This is a genomic window from Microbispora sp. CSR-4, assembly GCF_008033685.1.
In the GTDB taxonomy this organism is placed as follows: domain Bacteria; phylum Actinomycetota; class Actinomycetes; order Streptosporangiales; family Streptosporangiaceae; genus Microbispora.
In genome coordinates this window covers 1-14,183 of sequence record NZ_VJVX01000014.1, presented here as the reverse complement: position 1 = coordinate 14,183, position 14,183 = coordinate 1, and the positions used below count along the sequence as shown (strand labels likewise).

Annotated in this window: 11 protein-coding genes and 1 other RNA gene; 7 read left to right on the top strand and 5 right to left on the bottom strand. The window is 72.9% G+C overall.

Annotated features, from left to right (window positions below; genetic code table 11):
• Positions 1-13: 13 nt before the first annotated feature.
• Positions 14-1,684 (top strand): thiamine pyrophosphate-binding protein, encoded by a 1,671-nt coding sequence (locus FLV34_RS13135; RefSeq protein ID WP_222709490.1) that lies wholly within the window; start codon positions 14-16, stop codon positions 1,682-1,684.
• A gap of 4 nt (positions 1,685-1,688) precedes the next feature.
• On the opposite strand, the gene FLV34_RS13130 is transcribed toward FLV34_RS13135, so the two are convergent.
• Positions 1,689-2,858: an MFS transporter gene (locus tag FLV34_RS13130; RefSeq protein ID WP_142645584.1), complete on the bottom strand. Its 1,170-nt coding sequence runs from the start codon at positions 2,856-2,858 to the stop codon at positions 1,689-1,691.
• 90 nt (positions 2,859-2,948) lie between these two features.
• On the opposite strand from FLV34_RS13130, the gene FLV34_RS13125 reads away from it, so the two are divergent.
• The gene (locus tag FLV34_RS13125) at positions 2,949-3,851 is read left to right on the top strand and encodes a LysR family transcriptional regulator (protein ID WP_142645583.1); all 903 of its coding nucleotides are present in this window, start codon (positions 2,949-2,951) and stop codon (positions 3,849-3,851) included.
• Positions 3,852-3,962: 111 nt separating this feature from the next.
• On the opposite strand, the gene FLV34_RS13120 is transcribed toward FLV34_RS13125, so the two are convergent.
• The 4 genes from FLV34_RS13120 to FLV34_RS13105 form a co-directional block, all read right to left on the bottom strand.
• Complete coding sequence (locus tag FLV34_RS13120) at positions 3,963-5,288, bottom strand: HAMP domain-containing sensor histidine kinase (RefSeq protein ID WP_261985762.1); 1,326 nt, start codon at positions 5,286-5,288, stop codon at positions 3,963-3,965.
• 229 nt (positions 5,289-5,517) lie between these two features.
• A complete protein-coding gene (locus FLV34_RS13115) occupies positions 5,518-6,375 on the bottom strand; it encodes a GNAT family N-acetyltransferase (RefSeq protein ID WP_168065643.1) in 858 nt (285 codons plus the stop codon).
• Positions 6,372-7,544: a M20/M25/M40 family metallo-hydrolase gene (locus FLV34_RS13110; RefSeq protein WP_142645582.1), complete on the bottom strand. Its 1,173-nt coding sequence runs from the start codon at positions 7,542-7,544 to the stop codon at positions 6,372-6,374. The genes FLV34_RS13115 and FLV34_RS13110 overlap by 4 nt, the downstream gene beginning before the upstream one ends.
• Positions 7,545-7,555: 11 nt before the next feature.
• Entirely contained in the window at positions 7,556-8,698 is a 1,143-nt protein-coding gene (locus FLV34_RS13105) for a dipeptidase (RefSeq protein WP_261985761.1), read from the bottom strand.
• An 83-nt stretch (positions 8,699-8,781) separates the two neighbouring features.
• On the opposite strand from FLV34_RS13105, the gene FLV34_RS13100 reads away from it, so the two are divergent.
• The 5 genes from FLV34_RS13100 (at position 8,782) to rnpB (ending at position 13,708) form a co-directional block, all read left to right on the top strand.
• A complete protein-coding gene (locus FLV34_RS13100; RefSeq protein ID WP_147943212.1) occupies positions 8,782-9,633 on the top strand; it encodes a Nif3-like dinuclear metal center hexameric protein in 852 nt (283 codons plus the stop codon).
• A gap of 10 nt (positions 9,634-9,643) precedes the next feature.
• Positions 9,644-10,384: a zinc ribbon domain-containing protein gene (locus FLV34_RS13095; RefSeq protein ID WP_142645580.1), complete on the top strand. Its 741-nt coding sequence runs from the start codon at positions 9,644-9,646 to the stop codon at positions 10,382-10,384.
• Positions 10,381-11,826, top strand: a complete 1,446-nt coding sequence (locus FLV34_RS13090; protein ID WP_261985760.1) for a bifunctional RNase H/acid phosphatase — start codon at positions 10,381-10,383, stop codon at positions 11,824-11,826. Before FLV34_RS13095 ends, FLV34_RS13090 begins: the two co-directional genes overlap by 4 nt.
• Positions 11,827-12,026: 200 nt before the next feature.
• Positions 12,027-13,229 (top strand): erythromycin esterase family protein, encoded by a 1,203-nt coding sequence (locus FLV34_RS13085; RefSeq protein WP_147943211.1) that lies wholly within the window; start codon positions 12,027-12,029, stop codon positions 13,227-13,229.
• An 87-nt stretch (positions 13,230-13,316) separates the two neighbouring features.
• Positions 13,317-13,708: RNase P RNA component class A (gene rnpB, locus FLV34_RS13080), an RNA gene on the top strand.
• Positions 13,709-14,183 lie beyond the last annotated feature (475 nt).

The window sequence follows — 14,183 nt, the reverse complement described above, 5'->3', positions numbered from 1 at the left end:
CGGGAAGTGATACGTGGACGGCCATGACCCGATGCCCTCTGCGGCGACGATCACGACGCCCACGGGGGCGCGCGCCCTGGTCGAGGCGCTGAGGCTGCACGGCGTCGACACGATCTTCGGCATTCCGGGCACCCACAACCTGGCGATCTACGAGGAGCTCGACCGGTCGGGCGTGCGCTGCGTGACGCCCCGGCACGAGCAGGGCGCGGGATACGCCGCCGACGGATATGCCAGGGTGACCGGCAGGCCGGGCGTCGTCGTCACCACCACGGGACCCGGCGTGGTCAACGCGGCCACGGCCCTCGGGCAGGCCTACTCCGACTCCTCCCCGGTCCTGCTCGTCTCACCGGGCGTCCCCACCGGCCATCCCCGCGACGGCCGCGGCTACCTGCACGAGAGCAGGGACCAGACGCGGGCGATCGACGCGCTGTGCGCCTGGAGCCACCGCGTGACGACCGTGCGGGAGATTCCCGCCGCCGTCGCCCGCGCCTTCGGCCGCTTCACCGAGGGACGGCCCCGGCCGGTGCACATCGAGATCCCCTTCGACCTGCTCGACCTGACGAGCCCGGTCAAGATCGTCCCGCCGTACCGGATCATCCGCCGCGAGCCCGATCCCGCCGCTCTCGACGCGGCGGCCGGGCTGCTGCGCACGGCGCGCCGTCCGGGGTTCGTGCTCGGCGGCGGGGCCCAATGCCCGGGTGAACAGCGCTCGGGTGAGCGGCCCAAGGGCGAGGACGAGCCCCCTGCGGGGCGCCTGGCGATGCGCCTCGCCGAACGGCTGGGCGCGCGGGTCGTGACCACGGTCAACGGCAAGGGCACAGTGCCGGAGAGCCACCTGCTGGCGCTCGGCGCCACGCTGCACCTGGCGGCCGTCCGCCGGTGGCTCGCCGCGTGCGACGTCGTGCTGGCCGTCGGCACCGAGCTGGGCCCCGCCGACCTGTGGGACGACGCCTTCACCCTCTCCGGCCGCCTCGTACGCGTCGACATCGACCCGGGGCAGATGCACGGCGACCACGTGGCAGACGTGGCGATCGTCGCGGACGCGGAGCTCGCCCTGCGCGGGCTGGCCGAACGGCTCGACCGGCAGGGCGCCGTGCCGCGTCCCCGCCGGGAGCCGGAGCCCGGCCCCGGCCACGAGGCGGAGCTCGCGGAGCTCACCCGCAGGTGGTCGGGCCAGCTCGCGGCGCTGCGCCGGGCCCTGCCGCCGGAGAGCGTCGTGGTGGGCGACAACTCGATGTGCGTCTATCACGGCGCGCTCGTCGGCATGCCGATGGACCCGCCCGGGCGGTTCCTGTTCCCCACCGGGTTCGGCACGCTCGGCTTCGCGCTGCCCGCCGCCATCGGCGCCAAGCTCGGCCGGCCGCACCTCCCCGTGGTCGCGCTGGCCGGCGACGGGGCGTTCCAGTTCAGCCTCCAGGAGCTGGCGACGGCGGTGGAGCTGGAGCTGAGCCTGCCGGTCGTCGTCTTCGCCAACGGCGGCTTCGGGGAGATCCGCGAGGAGATGCGGGTGCGGGGCATGCGGCCGATCGCCGTCGACCTGCACGCGCCGGACTTCCCCGCGCTCGCCGTCGCGTACGGCGCGCGGGGTTGTGCCGTGAAGACGCCGGGGGAGCTGGAGGAGGCGGTCACCGAGGCCCTGCGCGTCCCGGTCCCCACGGTGATCGTGGTGCCCGAGGACGACTGACCCGTCACCGAGAGCCGGCGTCGCGAGCGGTCGTACCGCTGCTGCCCCAGATGCCGGCGAAGACGGCGGTGAGCGCGGCCAGGACCGCTCCCAGCCACATCACCCCGGAGATCGACAGACCGTCCACGACCCGGCCGCCGGCGAACGAGCCGAGCGCGACGGAGACGTTGAACGCGCCGACGAACAGCGCGGTGCCGAGCTCGCCGCCGCCCGTCCTCATGATCCATAGCTGCAGGGCGACGCCCACGCCGCCGTACCCGAGGCCCCACACGACCAGCATGACCAGAGGAAGGCCGGTCAGCGCGAGCGCGGCGGTGGCCACGGCGATCAGCACGGCCCGCGCGATCAGCACCGGCTTCGGGTTCCTGGCCGCTCGCGCGCCCCCGGCGAAGTTGCCGACCACCGCGGCGGCGCCGTAGACGAGCAGCGCGGTGCTGACGAGCCCGGGACCGGCGTGCGCGGCCTGCTCCAGGTAGGGCCGGACATAGGTGTAGGCGGCGAAGTGCCCGGTGATGATCAGCACGGTGGTGACCAGGACCACCTTGAGCGGTCCCGACCACGCGCCGCGGAAGCCGTCTCCACCCTCTTCTGCGGGCATCGGCGGCAGCACCGCGGCCAGCACCGCGAGCAGGATCAACGCCAGAGCGCCCAGGGCCGCGAACGCCGTGCGCCACCCCGCGTACGAGGCGACCAGCGCCGCCGCGGGGACGCCGAGCACCGACGCCACAGACACCCCGCTCAGGATGACAGAGGTGGCCCTGCCGACCGCCTCCTCGGGCACCAGGCGTGTGCCCAGACCGGCGGCGAAGGCCCAGAAGCCGCCGATGCTCACGCCGGTCAGCACCCGGGCGGCCAGCATGACGGGGAGGCTCGGAGCGAGCGCGCCCGCCAGATTGGCCGCCGCCAGCAGCGCCATCAGGCCGAGCAGCGGGACTCGCCGGTCGAGGCGGCGGGTGCTCAGGGCGATCACGGGGGCGGAGACGGCGGCGACCAGTCCGGGAAGGGAGACCATCAGCCCGGCGGTGCCGTCGGAGACCTTCAAGGAGGAGGCGATCGAGGTCAGCAGCCCGACGGGCAGCATCTCGCTGGTGACGATGGCGAAGGTGCCCATGGCGACGGTGGCGACGGCCGCCCAGCGCGCCCGGATCACGGGAGAGACGACGTTTACGGTCATGCTCCTCAGCCTTGTGATCGGCATTTCCCGGAACAATGACGAGGTTCGAAGGCTTGGTTTAGGTGAGCTAAGCGATCGAGGAGGAGCGAGATGGAGTTCAGGGAGCTGGAGTGCTTCATCGTGCTCAGCGAGGAGCTGCATTTCGCCCGTACCGCCGAGCGGCTGTACCTGTCTCCCGGCCGGGTGAGCCAGCTCATCGGGTCGCTGGAAGGCAGGATCGGCGGCCGGCTGTTCGACCGTACGAGCAGGCGGGTGTGCCTGACCCCCTTGGGTGAGCGCTTCCTCGCCGACCTGCGTCCCGCCTACGAGGGGCTCGCGGAGGCGGTGGCGCGTGCGACGGCCTCGGCCCGGGAGGTGGAGGGCGTGCTGCGGGTCGGGTTCCTGGCCACGCCCACGGAGATCGTCACCCAGAGCGTGGCCGCGTTCGAGCGGACGTATCCCGGCTGCGCGGTGGAGCTGATCGAGGTGCCTCTTTCCGACCCCTTCGGCAAGTTGCGTGAGGGGCGTGTGGACATCGCCTTCACACTGCTGCCACTGGAGGAACCGGACCTGGTGAGCGGGGCCGAGCTGAACCGCTGCCCGGTCGAGCTGGGGCTCTCGGTGCGGCATCCGCTGGCACGGCGCAAGAGCATCGACGCCGAGGAGCTGGCCTCACTCGCGCTGATCGGCCTGGACGAGCCCGCGCCGCGCCGCTGGCGGGAGCATGTGGCGCCCTCCTTCACCCCTTCCGGACGGCCGATTCCCAAGGCCGCGACGGTGGCCACCACGCAGGAGGGCCTGACCCAGGTGGCGTTGAACCGCGGCGGCATGCTGCTCTGCCGGCCGAGTGCGGAGCACCACCGGCGGCCGGACCTCGCGTTCGTGCCGGTCACCGGCCTGCCGCCCTCGACGCTCGGCCTGGCCTGGCTGCGCTCCCGGGAGACGGCGGCCATCCGCGCGTTCGACGACCTCGCGACGGGCCCGGCGCGGTGGCGTGGAACAGTGGCCGCCTAAGAACCTGTGGCCGCCTGAGGAAGCGTGGCCGCCTGAGGAAGCGTGGCCGCCTGAGGAAGCGTGGCCGCCTGAGGGACGCTGGCGCCTGACGGACGGCGGGCGGCTGATCCCTCAGTGGCCGGGGGCGAGCGGGATGCGCGCCACGAAGCGGGCACCTTGGTCGCTGTCCTCGATCGTGAGCGTCCCCTTGTGCGCCTGGGCGATCTGACGGGCGATGGACAGCCCGAGACCGGTGCCTCCGGCGTCCTTCGTACGGGCGGCGTCGAGCCGGGTGAAGCGCTGGAAGACCAGCTCCCGCTGGTCGGGCGGGATGCCCGCGCCGTCGTCGAGCACCTCCAGCACGCCCTTGCCGTCCTCCCGCCGCACGGTCACGGTGATCCGGGACACCGCGTGCCGCTCGGCGTTGTCGAGCAGGTTGTTGAGCAGGCGCGCCAGGGCCAGCCGGTCGCCGATGACGACCACGCGGGGCTCCAGGTGCCGCACCACCTCCACCTTGCGCGACCTGCGGTCGAGCTCGCGGGCGACGAGCGTGCCGAGGTCGACGGGCTCACAGGGGGGCGGCGCGGCCGAGTCGAGCTGGGCGAGCTGGAGCAGGTCGGTCACGAGCGCCTGCAGGCGGTCGCAACTGGCCAGCAGGGCGTGCCCGGTGGCCGGCCAGTCCGCCTCCTCGCTGTGCAGCAACGCCTCCTCGATCTCCGTACGCATCGCGGTCAGCGGGCTGCGCAGATCGTGAGAGGCGTCGGAGGCGAAGCGCCGCTGCCGCTCGACGGCCGCCTCCGCTCGGTCGAGGGTCTGGTTGGCGGTCTCGGCGAGCCGCCGGATCTCGTCGTGATATTTCGGCACCGGCACGCGCTGGCTCAGGTCGGTCGCGGTGATCCTGGCCAGCTTGCTCGTGATCGCCTCCACCGGCATGAGCGCCTTGCGCACGGTCTGGTAGGTGCCGAGCGCGGTGAGCATGATCAGCAGGAGCGAACCGCCGAGCAGCGCAGCCAGCAGCGGGCCGTTGACGTACCACGGCACGGTGTCGTCGGCTGCGTAGATCGTCCACAGGCCGCCGTCGTTGTGGAAGCGGAACGCGACGATGATCATGCACCGGTCCGGGAACGCCGGGGAGTCGCACATCACCTTGCTCGTCTCCGGTGTCGTCAGCTCCGGCCGGAACGCGGCCATGCGCGGGCGGCCGACCAGGGTGTCGCTGCCCGAGACGATCTTGCCGGAGTTGTCGATCACCTGCACGCCGGCCACGCCCGGGTCGAGCAGCACCGGAGGCAGCCGGTCGCGTTTCGCCTGGTAGGCGAGGCGTACGGCGTTGGCGGAGATCTCGTCGATCTTGTAGCGCTCGGCGGTGCCGTGCAGCACGCCGAGGACCAGCAGCACGGCGACGGCGCACAGCAGCGCCATCACCGCGCTCGCCAGCACCGTCAAGCGAATCCGCACCGAGGATCCCCGCCACCTGCTCATCTGATTCCCCCCGGTAATCAGATGATCAATAAGGCCACGTGGCCGCCGCCCGGCGTCACTACCCGGCTCACCTGGCACGTTACCTCCGCCGGTGATCGCCGCCGTGACCGGGACGCCGCCGTCCGATCCGATCCCTACCCAGTCCGGCCCCTCAGCAGCGCCCCGCCGGCGTCACCCGTCTCACCGCGATCTCATCCTGCCCGTCTCACTCTGCGGCGGGGGAGCGCCGCTCGACGACGTAGCAGCCGTCGGCGAAGCCCGTCACCGCGCGGCCCCGCGCCATCAGCCCGCCCAGCACCTCGCGTACGGCGTGCCGCCAGGCCTTGGCCGTCTCCGGGGCGGTGCGGCGCAGGGTCTCCACGTCGGCGGGTGCGGCGACGAGCACGGCCGGGCCGTCCGCGGGCAGGGTCACCGGCCGCCCGTCCCGCTCGGTGAGCACGGCCACCGCGCCGTCCGCGGCAGCGGGCCGGAACGGCAGGCCGTCGCATGCTCGCGCCACCTGTGGATCGCCCAGCCGCCACGCCATGAGGACCCGGTCGGACTCGTCGCCGGCGTTCAGCGCGTCGCCCATCGGGCCGTAGAAGTCGGGCAGGTACTCCTCCGGCAGGGCGGCCAGCTTGGCCAGGTTGAAGTGGGCGTTGCGGCGCACGAGGGGATCGAAGGTCCAGGTGATCCGGCTCAGCCCGCGCTCCACAGCCCAGGCCCGCTGGTGCAGCTTGAGCGCGAAGCCGGCGCCGGGCCGTACGGCGCCCGTCACGTGCGAGTGCAGCGCCTGGCCCGCCGGAGCGGCGAGGAAGGCGACGGCGGCCCCGACGAGGTCCCCGCCGTCGAACGCCCCGGCGACGTATCCGCCCGCGTGCGACAGCGCCCGCATCAGCTCCACCGTGATCGGCGGGTTCCACGGCTCCGGACGCCAGATGTCGTCGAACAGCCGCACCACCCGCTCGAACTCGGCGATCGTGCGCAGCTCGGCGACCCGCAGACCGTGCCGCCCGGCCGCTCGGGCCGCCTGGCCCCACGCGGCGACGGGGTCCCGCGCGGCGACGGGGTCGCACGGGTTCACGTGGTCTCCCCGGCGGCCGGTCTCAGGTCCTGCGGCGCGGTGTCGATGCCGCCGTTGACGGGCCTGCCGTTGACGGGCCCGCCCGACAGCACATACTCGGCCAGCGCCGCGACCAGGCGGGCGCGGGCCGGCATCTCGGCGACCAGCACGTGCTCGTTCGCGGCGTGCGCGCCGCCTCCCACCGCGCCGAGGCCGTCGAGTGTCGGGCAGCCCACCCCGGCGGTGAAGTTGCCGTCCGAGCCGCCGCCGACCGACGCCCCGCGCAGCGGCGCCATGCCCAGCTCGGCGGCGAGCCGTACGGCGACCTCGAAGAGCCCGGCGGAGGCGGCGGGGTCGAGGGGCGGGCGGTTCGGCCCGCCGCGCAGCTCCAGCCGGACGCCCGGGGTGCGCGGGGTCAGCGCGCGCATCAGCTCGTCCACCCGGCGCTGCGCCGCGCGGTCCGGCACGCGGACGTCGACCGCCACCCGGCCCCGGGCCGGCACCGTGTTGGTGCTCGTCCCCGCCGTCAGCATGGTGGGGGTCACCGACGTCGCCCCCGCCCTGGACGACGAGTCGACCTGGGCGGCGATGCCCGCGATGGCCAGCACCTGGTGGGCCAGCTCGACGCCGGCGTTGGCCCCCAGCTCGGGTTCGAGACCGGCGTGCGCGGCCCGGCCGTGCACGGTCAGCTCGTAGCGCGAGATGCCCTTGCGCGCCGTCTTCAGCGCGCCGCCGTCCGCGCTGGCCTCCAGCACGAACGCGGCGGCGCACCGCGACGCGATCGACTCGATCAGCGGGCGGGAGGTCGGCGAGCCGAGCTCCTCGTCGCCGACGACGAGCACGGTCAGCCCGTCGGGGGACGGCAGCGAGGCGACCGCGTGGAAGAGCTGCACGAGACCGGCCTTCATGTCGAACACGCCCGGCCCCCGCGCCACCCCGTCCCGCACCGACCAGGGGTGCTCGCGCAGCGTGCCGATCGGCCAGACCGTGTCGTGGTGGCCGAGCAGCAGGACCCGCGGCCGGCCGAACGACCAGCGCAGATGGGTGACCCCGTCGATGACGAGGGTCTCCGGCTCGGCCCCCAGCAGCCTGCGGCCCAACGCCCCCACGACGCGGGCGCTGCGCGCCACCGCCTCGTGGTCGGTGGAGTAGGACTCGCAGAGCACCAGCTCCTCAAGGTCGGCCAGCATGGCCTCCAGGTTCACGGTCGCGGCCGTTCCGGTTCGGGTCGTTCCCGGCCCTCGACCGGCCCGTCCTGGGCGAGCCCGTGAGCGGGCCTGTCATGGGCGGGGCGGCCCAGCTCGGCGCGGAACAGGCGCATCACGTTGGCGCCCAGGATCTTCTGGATCTCCTCCTCGGAGAATCCCCGCTTGACCAGCGCGTCGGTCACCAGCGGCAGGCCGCGCGGGCCCTCCAGCCCGGGGACGGCGGCGTTGGAGTCGATCCCGGAATAGCTGAAGCCCTCGCAGCACGGCGGGGTGAGGTCCTCGTTCACCTCGCGCATGAAGTCGGGGCCGAGGCCCACGTGGTCGATGCCGGCGACGCCCGCGATGTGCTCGATGTGGTCCACGAGATGGTCGATCGTGGCCGAGCGGGCGTCCTCGGTGAGGAAGGCGGCGAGGAAGTTCACGCACACGACGCCGCCGCCCGCGGCGACGCCCCTGAGCTGCTCGTCCGTGAGGTTCCTGTGATGGTCGCGCAGGGCGCGGGCGGAGGAGTGGGTCGCGATGACGGGCCGGGTCGCGATCTCCAGCACGTGCGCGACGCCCGTGGCGCCCAGGTGCGAGATGTCGAAGAGCATGCCGAGCCGCTCCATCTCGCGCAGCGCCTCGACGCCGTGGCTGGTGAGCCTGGAGCCGGTGCCGTCCTGGCCGCTGCCGTCGGCGAGAGCCGTACGGCCCCAGTGGGCGATCGAGGCGACCCGGACTCCGAGGCGGTGCAGGGTCGGGATCAGCTCGACGCTCTCGTCGATCCCCGGCATGCTCTCCAGCGCGAGCACGAGGGCGATCCTGCCGAGGGCGAGGGCCTCGTCGATCTGCTGCCCGTCGTGGCACAGCGCGACCGCGTCGGGGCTGCCCTCGGCCAGCACGTGGGCGCACTCGATCATCCGCAGGGTCTGGCGCAGCGCGCCCTCCGGGCGGAACTGGCTCTCCACGAACACGGGCAGCACCTGCACGTCGACGCCGCCATCGACGAGCTGCGGGAGCCACCGCTCGCGGAAGAACGAGGCCCACATCGCGGGCGGCCGGGCCGAGACGGCCATGAGCAGGTCGTTGTGGGTCTCGGCCACCACGGACCTGACGTGCAGGCTCTGCTGATCAACGGGCACGGTGTCGACGGGCACGCGGGGAATCCTTCCTGACGGCGGGGTCAATGGGGACGTTACTCTTTCCGGATCGTTCCGCCAGCAGGCTGTAGTGTGCGCGGGTGGAATCGATCTCCTGCACCCTCGCCGAGGTGGTCGAGTGCCTGGAGGCGCTGTACGACCCCTCGTGGGCCGAGTCCTGGGACGCGGTGGGCCTCGTCTGCGGCGACCCGGAGCAGGCCGTACGGAAGGTCCTGTTCGCGGTCGACCCGGTCGCCGTGGTCGTGGACGAGGCCCTCGGCTGGGGGGCCGACCTCGTCGTGACCCACCACCCGCTCTATCTGCGCGGCACCACGAGCGTCGCCGCCACCACCTTCAAGGGCCGGGTCGTGCACCGGCTCATCCGCGGCGGCGCCGCGCTCTACGCCGCGCACACCAACGCCGACGTCGCCGATCCCGGGGTCTCCGACGCGCTCGCGCGGGCCGTCGGCCTGACCGGGGATCTGCGGCCCCTCCAGCCCTCCGCCGACGACCCGCGGCGCGGGCTCGGCCGGATCGGCGACCTGCCCGCTCCGATGCCGCTGGGGGAGTTCGCGGCGCTGGCCGCCTCGGGCCTGCCCCGTACGGCGGGGCCGCTGCGGGTCGCGGGAGATCCCGGCAGGCCGGTGCGGACCGTCGCCGTCTGCGGCGGCGCGGGCGACTCCCTGCTGGGCACGGCCAGGGCCGCGGGCGTGGACGTCTTCCTCACGGCCGATCTGCGGCACCACCCGGCGAGCGAGCACATGGAGGCGGACGGGCCCGCGCTGGTCGACGCCTCCCACTGGGCCACCGAATGGCCGTGGCTGGCCGACGCCGCCCGGCGGCTGACGTCAGCGTTGGCGGCCAGGGGCATTACTGTTGAGGCGCGCGTCTCGGACGCCGTCACCGACGCCTGGACGGCGACGACCACCGACTTGGACCCCCGAGCATCTTGAGGGATTTGGGATGAAGGCCGCACCTGAAGCACAGAAGCGTCTGCTCGATCTCGCTGAGCTCGACACCGGACTCGACCGGCTGCGGCACCGCCGCCGCAACCTGCCGGAGCTCGCCGAGATCGACGAGCTGTCCAAGAGGCTGGCCCAGGTCTCCACGCAGATCATCGCCGCCGAGACCGAGGCCGGCGATCTCGCCCGCGACCAGGCCAAGGCCGAGTCGGACGTGGACGCCGTACGCGTCCGGGTCGAGCGCGACCAGAAGCGCCTCGACTCCGGGCAGGTCTCCTCGCCCAAGGACCTGGCGAGCCTCCAGTCCGAGATCGTCTCCCTGCGGCGCAGGCAGTCGGACCTGGAGGAGGTCGTGCTGGAGATCATGGAGCGCCGGGAGGCGGCCGACGCCCGGGTCACCACCCTCAAGGCCGAGCGCGAAGAGGTCACCGGCACGCTGCGCGCCGCCGAGGACCGCAGGGACGCGGCGTTCGCCGAGATCGACAAGGAGGCCGGCGAGCTGACGTCCGGCCGGTCCGCGATCACCGCCGACGTCCCCTCCGACCTGCTCGGGCTCTACGAGAAGATGCGCGAGCAGACCGGCGTCGGCGCCGCCATGCTGCACGGCGGCCGGTGCCTCGGCTGCCGTACGAGCCTGTCGATCGCCGACCTCAACCGGATCCGGGCCGCCGCCCACGACGAGGTGGTCCGCTGCGAGGAGTGCCGCCGGATCCTGGTGCGTACGGCCGAGTCGGGTCTGTGACGGCGGCGATGGGCGCCACCGGGGGGTTCATCGTCGAGGCCGACGGCGGGGCGCGGGGCAACCCGGGCCCGGCCGGATACGGCGCGGTGGTCAAGGACGACGCCGGCCAGGTGCTCGCCGAGGTGGCCGAGTCGATCGGCACCGCGACCAACAACGTGGCCGAATATCGCGGCCTGATCGCCGGGCTCCGGGCGCTGCTCGCGCTCGGCGCCGAGGGCGCGCGGGTCGAGGTGCGGATGGACTCCAAGCTGGTCATCGAGCAGATGGCCGGCCGGTGGAAGGTCAAGCACGAGGGCCTGCGACCGCTCGCCCTGGAGGCGGCGGGCCTGGCCCGGCGGTTCCGGGTGACCTGGACGTGGGTTCCGCGCGAGCGCAACAGCCACGCCGACCGGCTCGCCAACGAGGCGATGGACGCGGCGGCCCGCGGGGAGACCTGGCAGGCGAGCGAGATCACCTCCGCGCCGGGGTCCGCCACTGCCGTCGAGCCGCCTAACACCGACGCGCCCACGCTGTTCGACCCGCCCTCCGCTGGCCCTGGTCCTGCCGCCCCTGGTCCTGCCGCCCCTGGTCCTGCCGCGCCTGCTTCGGGCGCTTCCGCTCCCGCCGTGTCCGCTTCACCCGGCTCCGCCTCGCCCGGCGCTGTTTCGGCCGCGCCTGCTTCGCCCGGCTACGCTTCGACCGGCTCTGCTCTGGCCGGCGCCGGCGGGCGTACGGGGTCTCCCGGCGCGGCCGGTGCGCGGGCCGTCGGCGGAGACGCGGGCACAGCGGCCGGAACCGCCACGTCCCACGACCGGCGCGGGCACGGATGGATGCCGCGCGCCACCCGTGTCGCCACGTCGCTGCTCCTGCTCAGGCACGGACAGACGCCGCTGTCGGTGGAGAAGCGGTTCTCCGGGCTCGGAGACCCGTCGCTCACCCCTACTGGCCTCGCGCAGGCCGAGGCCGCCGCCCTGCGCCTGTCGCGGGAGCCGTACGAGGTCGAGGTGATCGTCACCTCCCCGCTCGCCCGCGCCCGGCAGACGGCCGAGGCGGTCGCCGCCCGTACGGGCCTGCAGGTGCTGGTCGACGACGACCTCCGCGAGACCGACTTCGGCGACTGGGAGGGGCACACGTTCGCGGAGATCCAGCAGCGCTGGCCCCGCGAACTGGCGGCCTGGCTGGCCGACCCCGACGTCGCGCCGCCCGGTGGGGAGAGCTTCGCGTCGACCGCCCGGAGGGTCGAGCAGGCGAGGGACCGCATCGTGAAGGCCCACGAGGGCCGCAGCGTCGTCGTGGTCTCGCACGTGACCCCGATCAAGATGCTGGTCCGCTTCGCGCTGGGCGCTCCGCCCGAGGCCCTGTATCGGATGCACCTCGACCTGGCCTGCCTGTCGGCGATCGACTACTACGCCGACGGCCCGGCCGTCGTACGGGCGCTCAACGACACCGCCCACCTCACCTGACGCCGTCCCGCTCAAGGGGACTGAACGCCGCGGGATCGCACGCTTGAAGCCGTGCCCCCGCGGCGTCGGCGTTTTCCGGCCCGGACGAGCCGTCGCCGTACGTCGAGGGCCTGAAGTCGATAGTTGAGGGTTTTCTCCTCTTATCCTGGCGATTCGCCGGATAAGTCTTCATTCGAGTGTTCAACGATACCGTTGAAGGTATGGATATCGGCATCAAGGACGCCGTTCACGCCGTCGAGGCCGCCTCCGTGATGAGGCTGCTCCCAGGCCGGCCGCGGCTGCTCGCCCTGGGCGAGCCCACTCACGGCGAAGACCTCCTGCTCGACGTACGCAACGAGCTCTTCCGGCAGCTCGTGGAGCAGGAGGGCTACCGGACGATCGGCATCGAGAGCGACTGCCTCATGGGCCTGGTCGTGGACGACTACGTCACCTCGGGCACGGGCAGCCTCGACGAGGTCATGGAACGCGGCTTCAGCCACGGGTGGGGAGCCTCCGCGGCCAACCGGGAGCTGGTGCGCTGGATGCGCGCGTACAACGAGGACAGGCCCGCGTCCGAGCGGCTGCGCTTCGCCGGTCTCGACGGTCCGCTGGAGATCGGCCACGCGGCGAGCCCCCGGCAGGCCCTCACCGCCCTCCACGGCTATCTCGCGGCCCACGTGGACACGGATCTGCTCCCCTGCGACGTGGAGACGCTCGACCGCCTGCTCGGCTCCGACGACCGCTGGGCCAATCCCGCCACGATGATGGATCCGTCCCAGTCGGTGGGGCAGTCGGCCGAGGCCAGGCGGCTTCGACTGCTCGCCGACGATCTCGTCGCGCTGCTCGACGCGGAGACGCCGCAGCTGATCGCCCGATCCTCCCGGGACGACTGGGAGCGGGCACGCCTGTACGGCCGCGCCACCACCGGCCTGCTCCGCTACCACCACTGGATGGCCGACACCTCGCCCGGCCGGATGTCACGGCTGCTGGGCCTGCGGAGCTCGATGATCGCCGCCAACATGCTCGCCGTCGCCGAGCGGGGCCCGGCGCTGGTCCTCGCCCACAACGCGCACTTCCAGCGGGACAAGAGCTCGATGCGGATGGGCGACCTGCCGTTCGAGTGGTGGAGCTCGGGCGCGATCGTGAGAGCCCACCTGGGTGAGGAGTTCGCCTTCCTGGCCACGGCCCTCGGCACGATCCGGCACCAGGGCGTGGACGCCCCGCCCCCGGACACCCTCGAAGGGCTCCTCTACACGCTCCCCGACGACGGCTACGTCATCGACGCCCGCCGCCTGGCCGCCGCCCTGGGCGACGCGCGGCCCGCCCCCCGTGTGTCCCCCTGGTTCGGCTATGCCCCGCTCGACCCGGCCCACCTCGCCGCGTACGACGGGCTCGTGTTCGTCAAGGACGTCACCCGCAGCTGACCGCGCGTGCGCCGGGGAAGCCCTCACATGATCCTCGGCCGGTCCGGGGAATGTTTCGGCAGCCGCTAGGCTTATCTTCACGGTGGACGAGCCGGCCGGGCGGCCGCGTCAGGGCCTCACGGCCCTGCCGAGGAAGGTCCGGGCTCCACAGGGCAGGGTGGTCGGTAACGCCGACCCGGGGCGACCCGCGGGACAGTGCCACAGAAAACAGACCGCCCCCTCGCGGGGGTAAGGGTGAAACGGTGGTGTAAGAGACCACCAGCGCCCACGGTGACGTGGGCGGCTCGGTAAACCCCACCCGGAGCAAGGTCAAGAAGGGACGTTCTCCGGAACGTCCCGCGCGCGACGTTCGAGGGCTGCCCGCCCGAGCCGCGCGGGTAGACCGCTTGAGGCCGCCGGCAACGGCGGTCCTAGATGGATGGCCGCCGGTCAGCCTTCACGGCTGATCACAGAACCCGGCCTACAGGCCGACTCGTCCACCTTCAGCCCCTCTGACCTGGTCCTACTTCCGGATCACTCCTGCTCGGGGCACATCGAGCTCCGAATCGCGATCGTGTTGCGACTTCGCCTACGTCTTCAAACGGCCTTCGGCGTATTGCTGTGAGGAGAGGTCCGGCGGGGACTATTCAGGATGCCGGTCGTGCATCACGCGTACGGACCTCCCGCCTACCGCCTCGTACTCCCGCCGGTTTGGCCGCGCCTCGGGTGCCCTCTCAGCACCGTTTGTCGGGATGAGATCACTTTAATGTGCAGGGACGAAGGGAAGGACGCAAGCACAAGAGGGGCGGCAGGCTCGGCGATTCAGAGCAGAAGGCGGGCCACCAAGGAGGAGGACCCGCCGGGGAAGGGATCGGCGAGGTTGTCCCGTAGCTCGTAGAACTTGAAGTGGCGGTCCCCGCCCCGGGCCCTACCTGGTGGTAGGTCTCGAGCAATCGCCAAATCACTCCGAGTAAG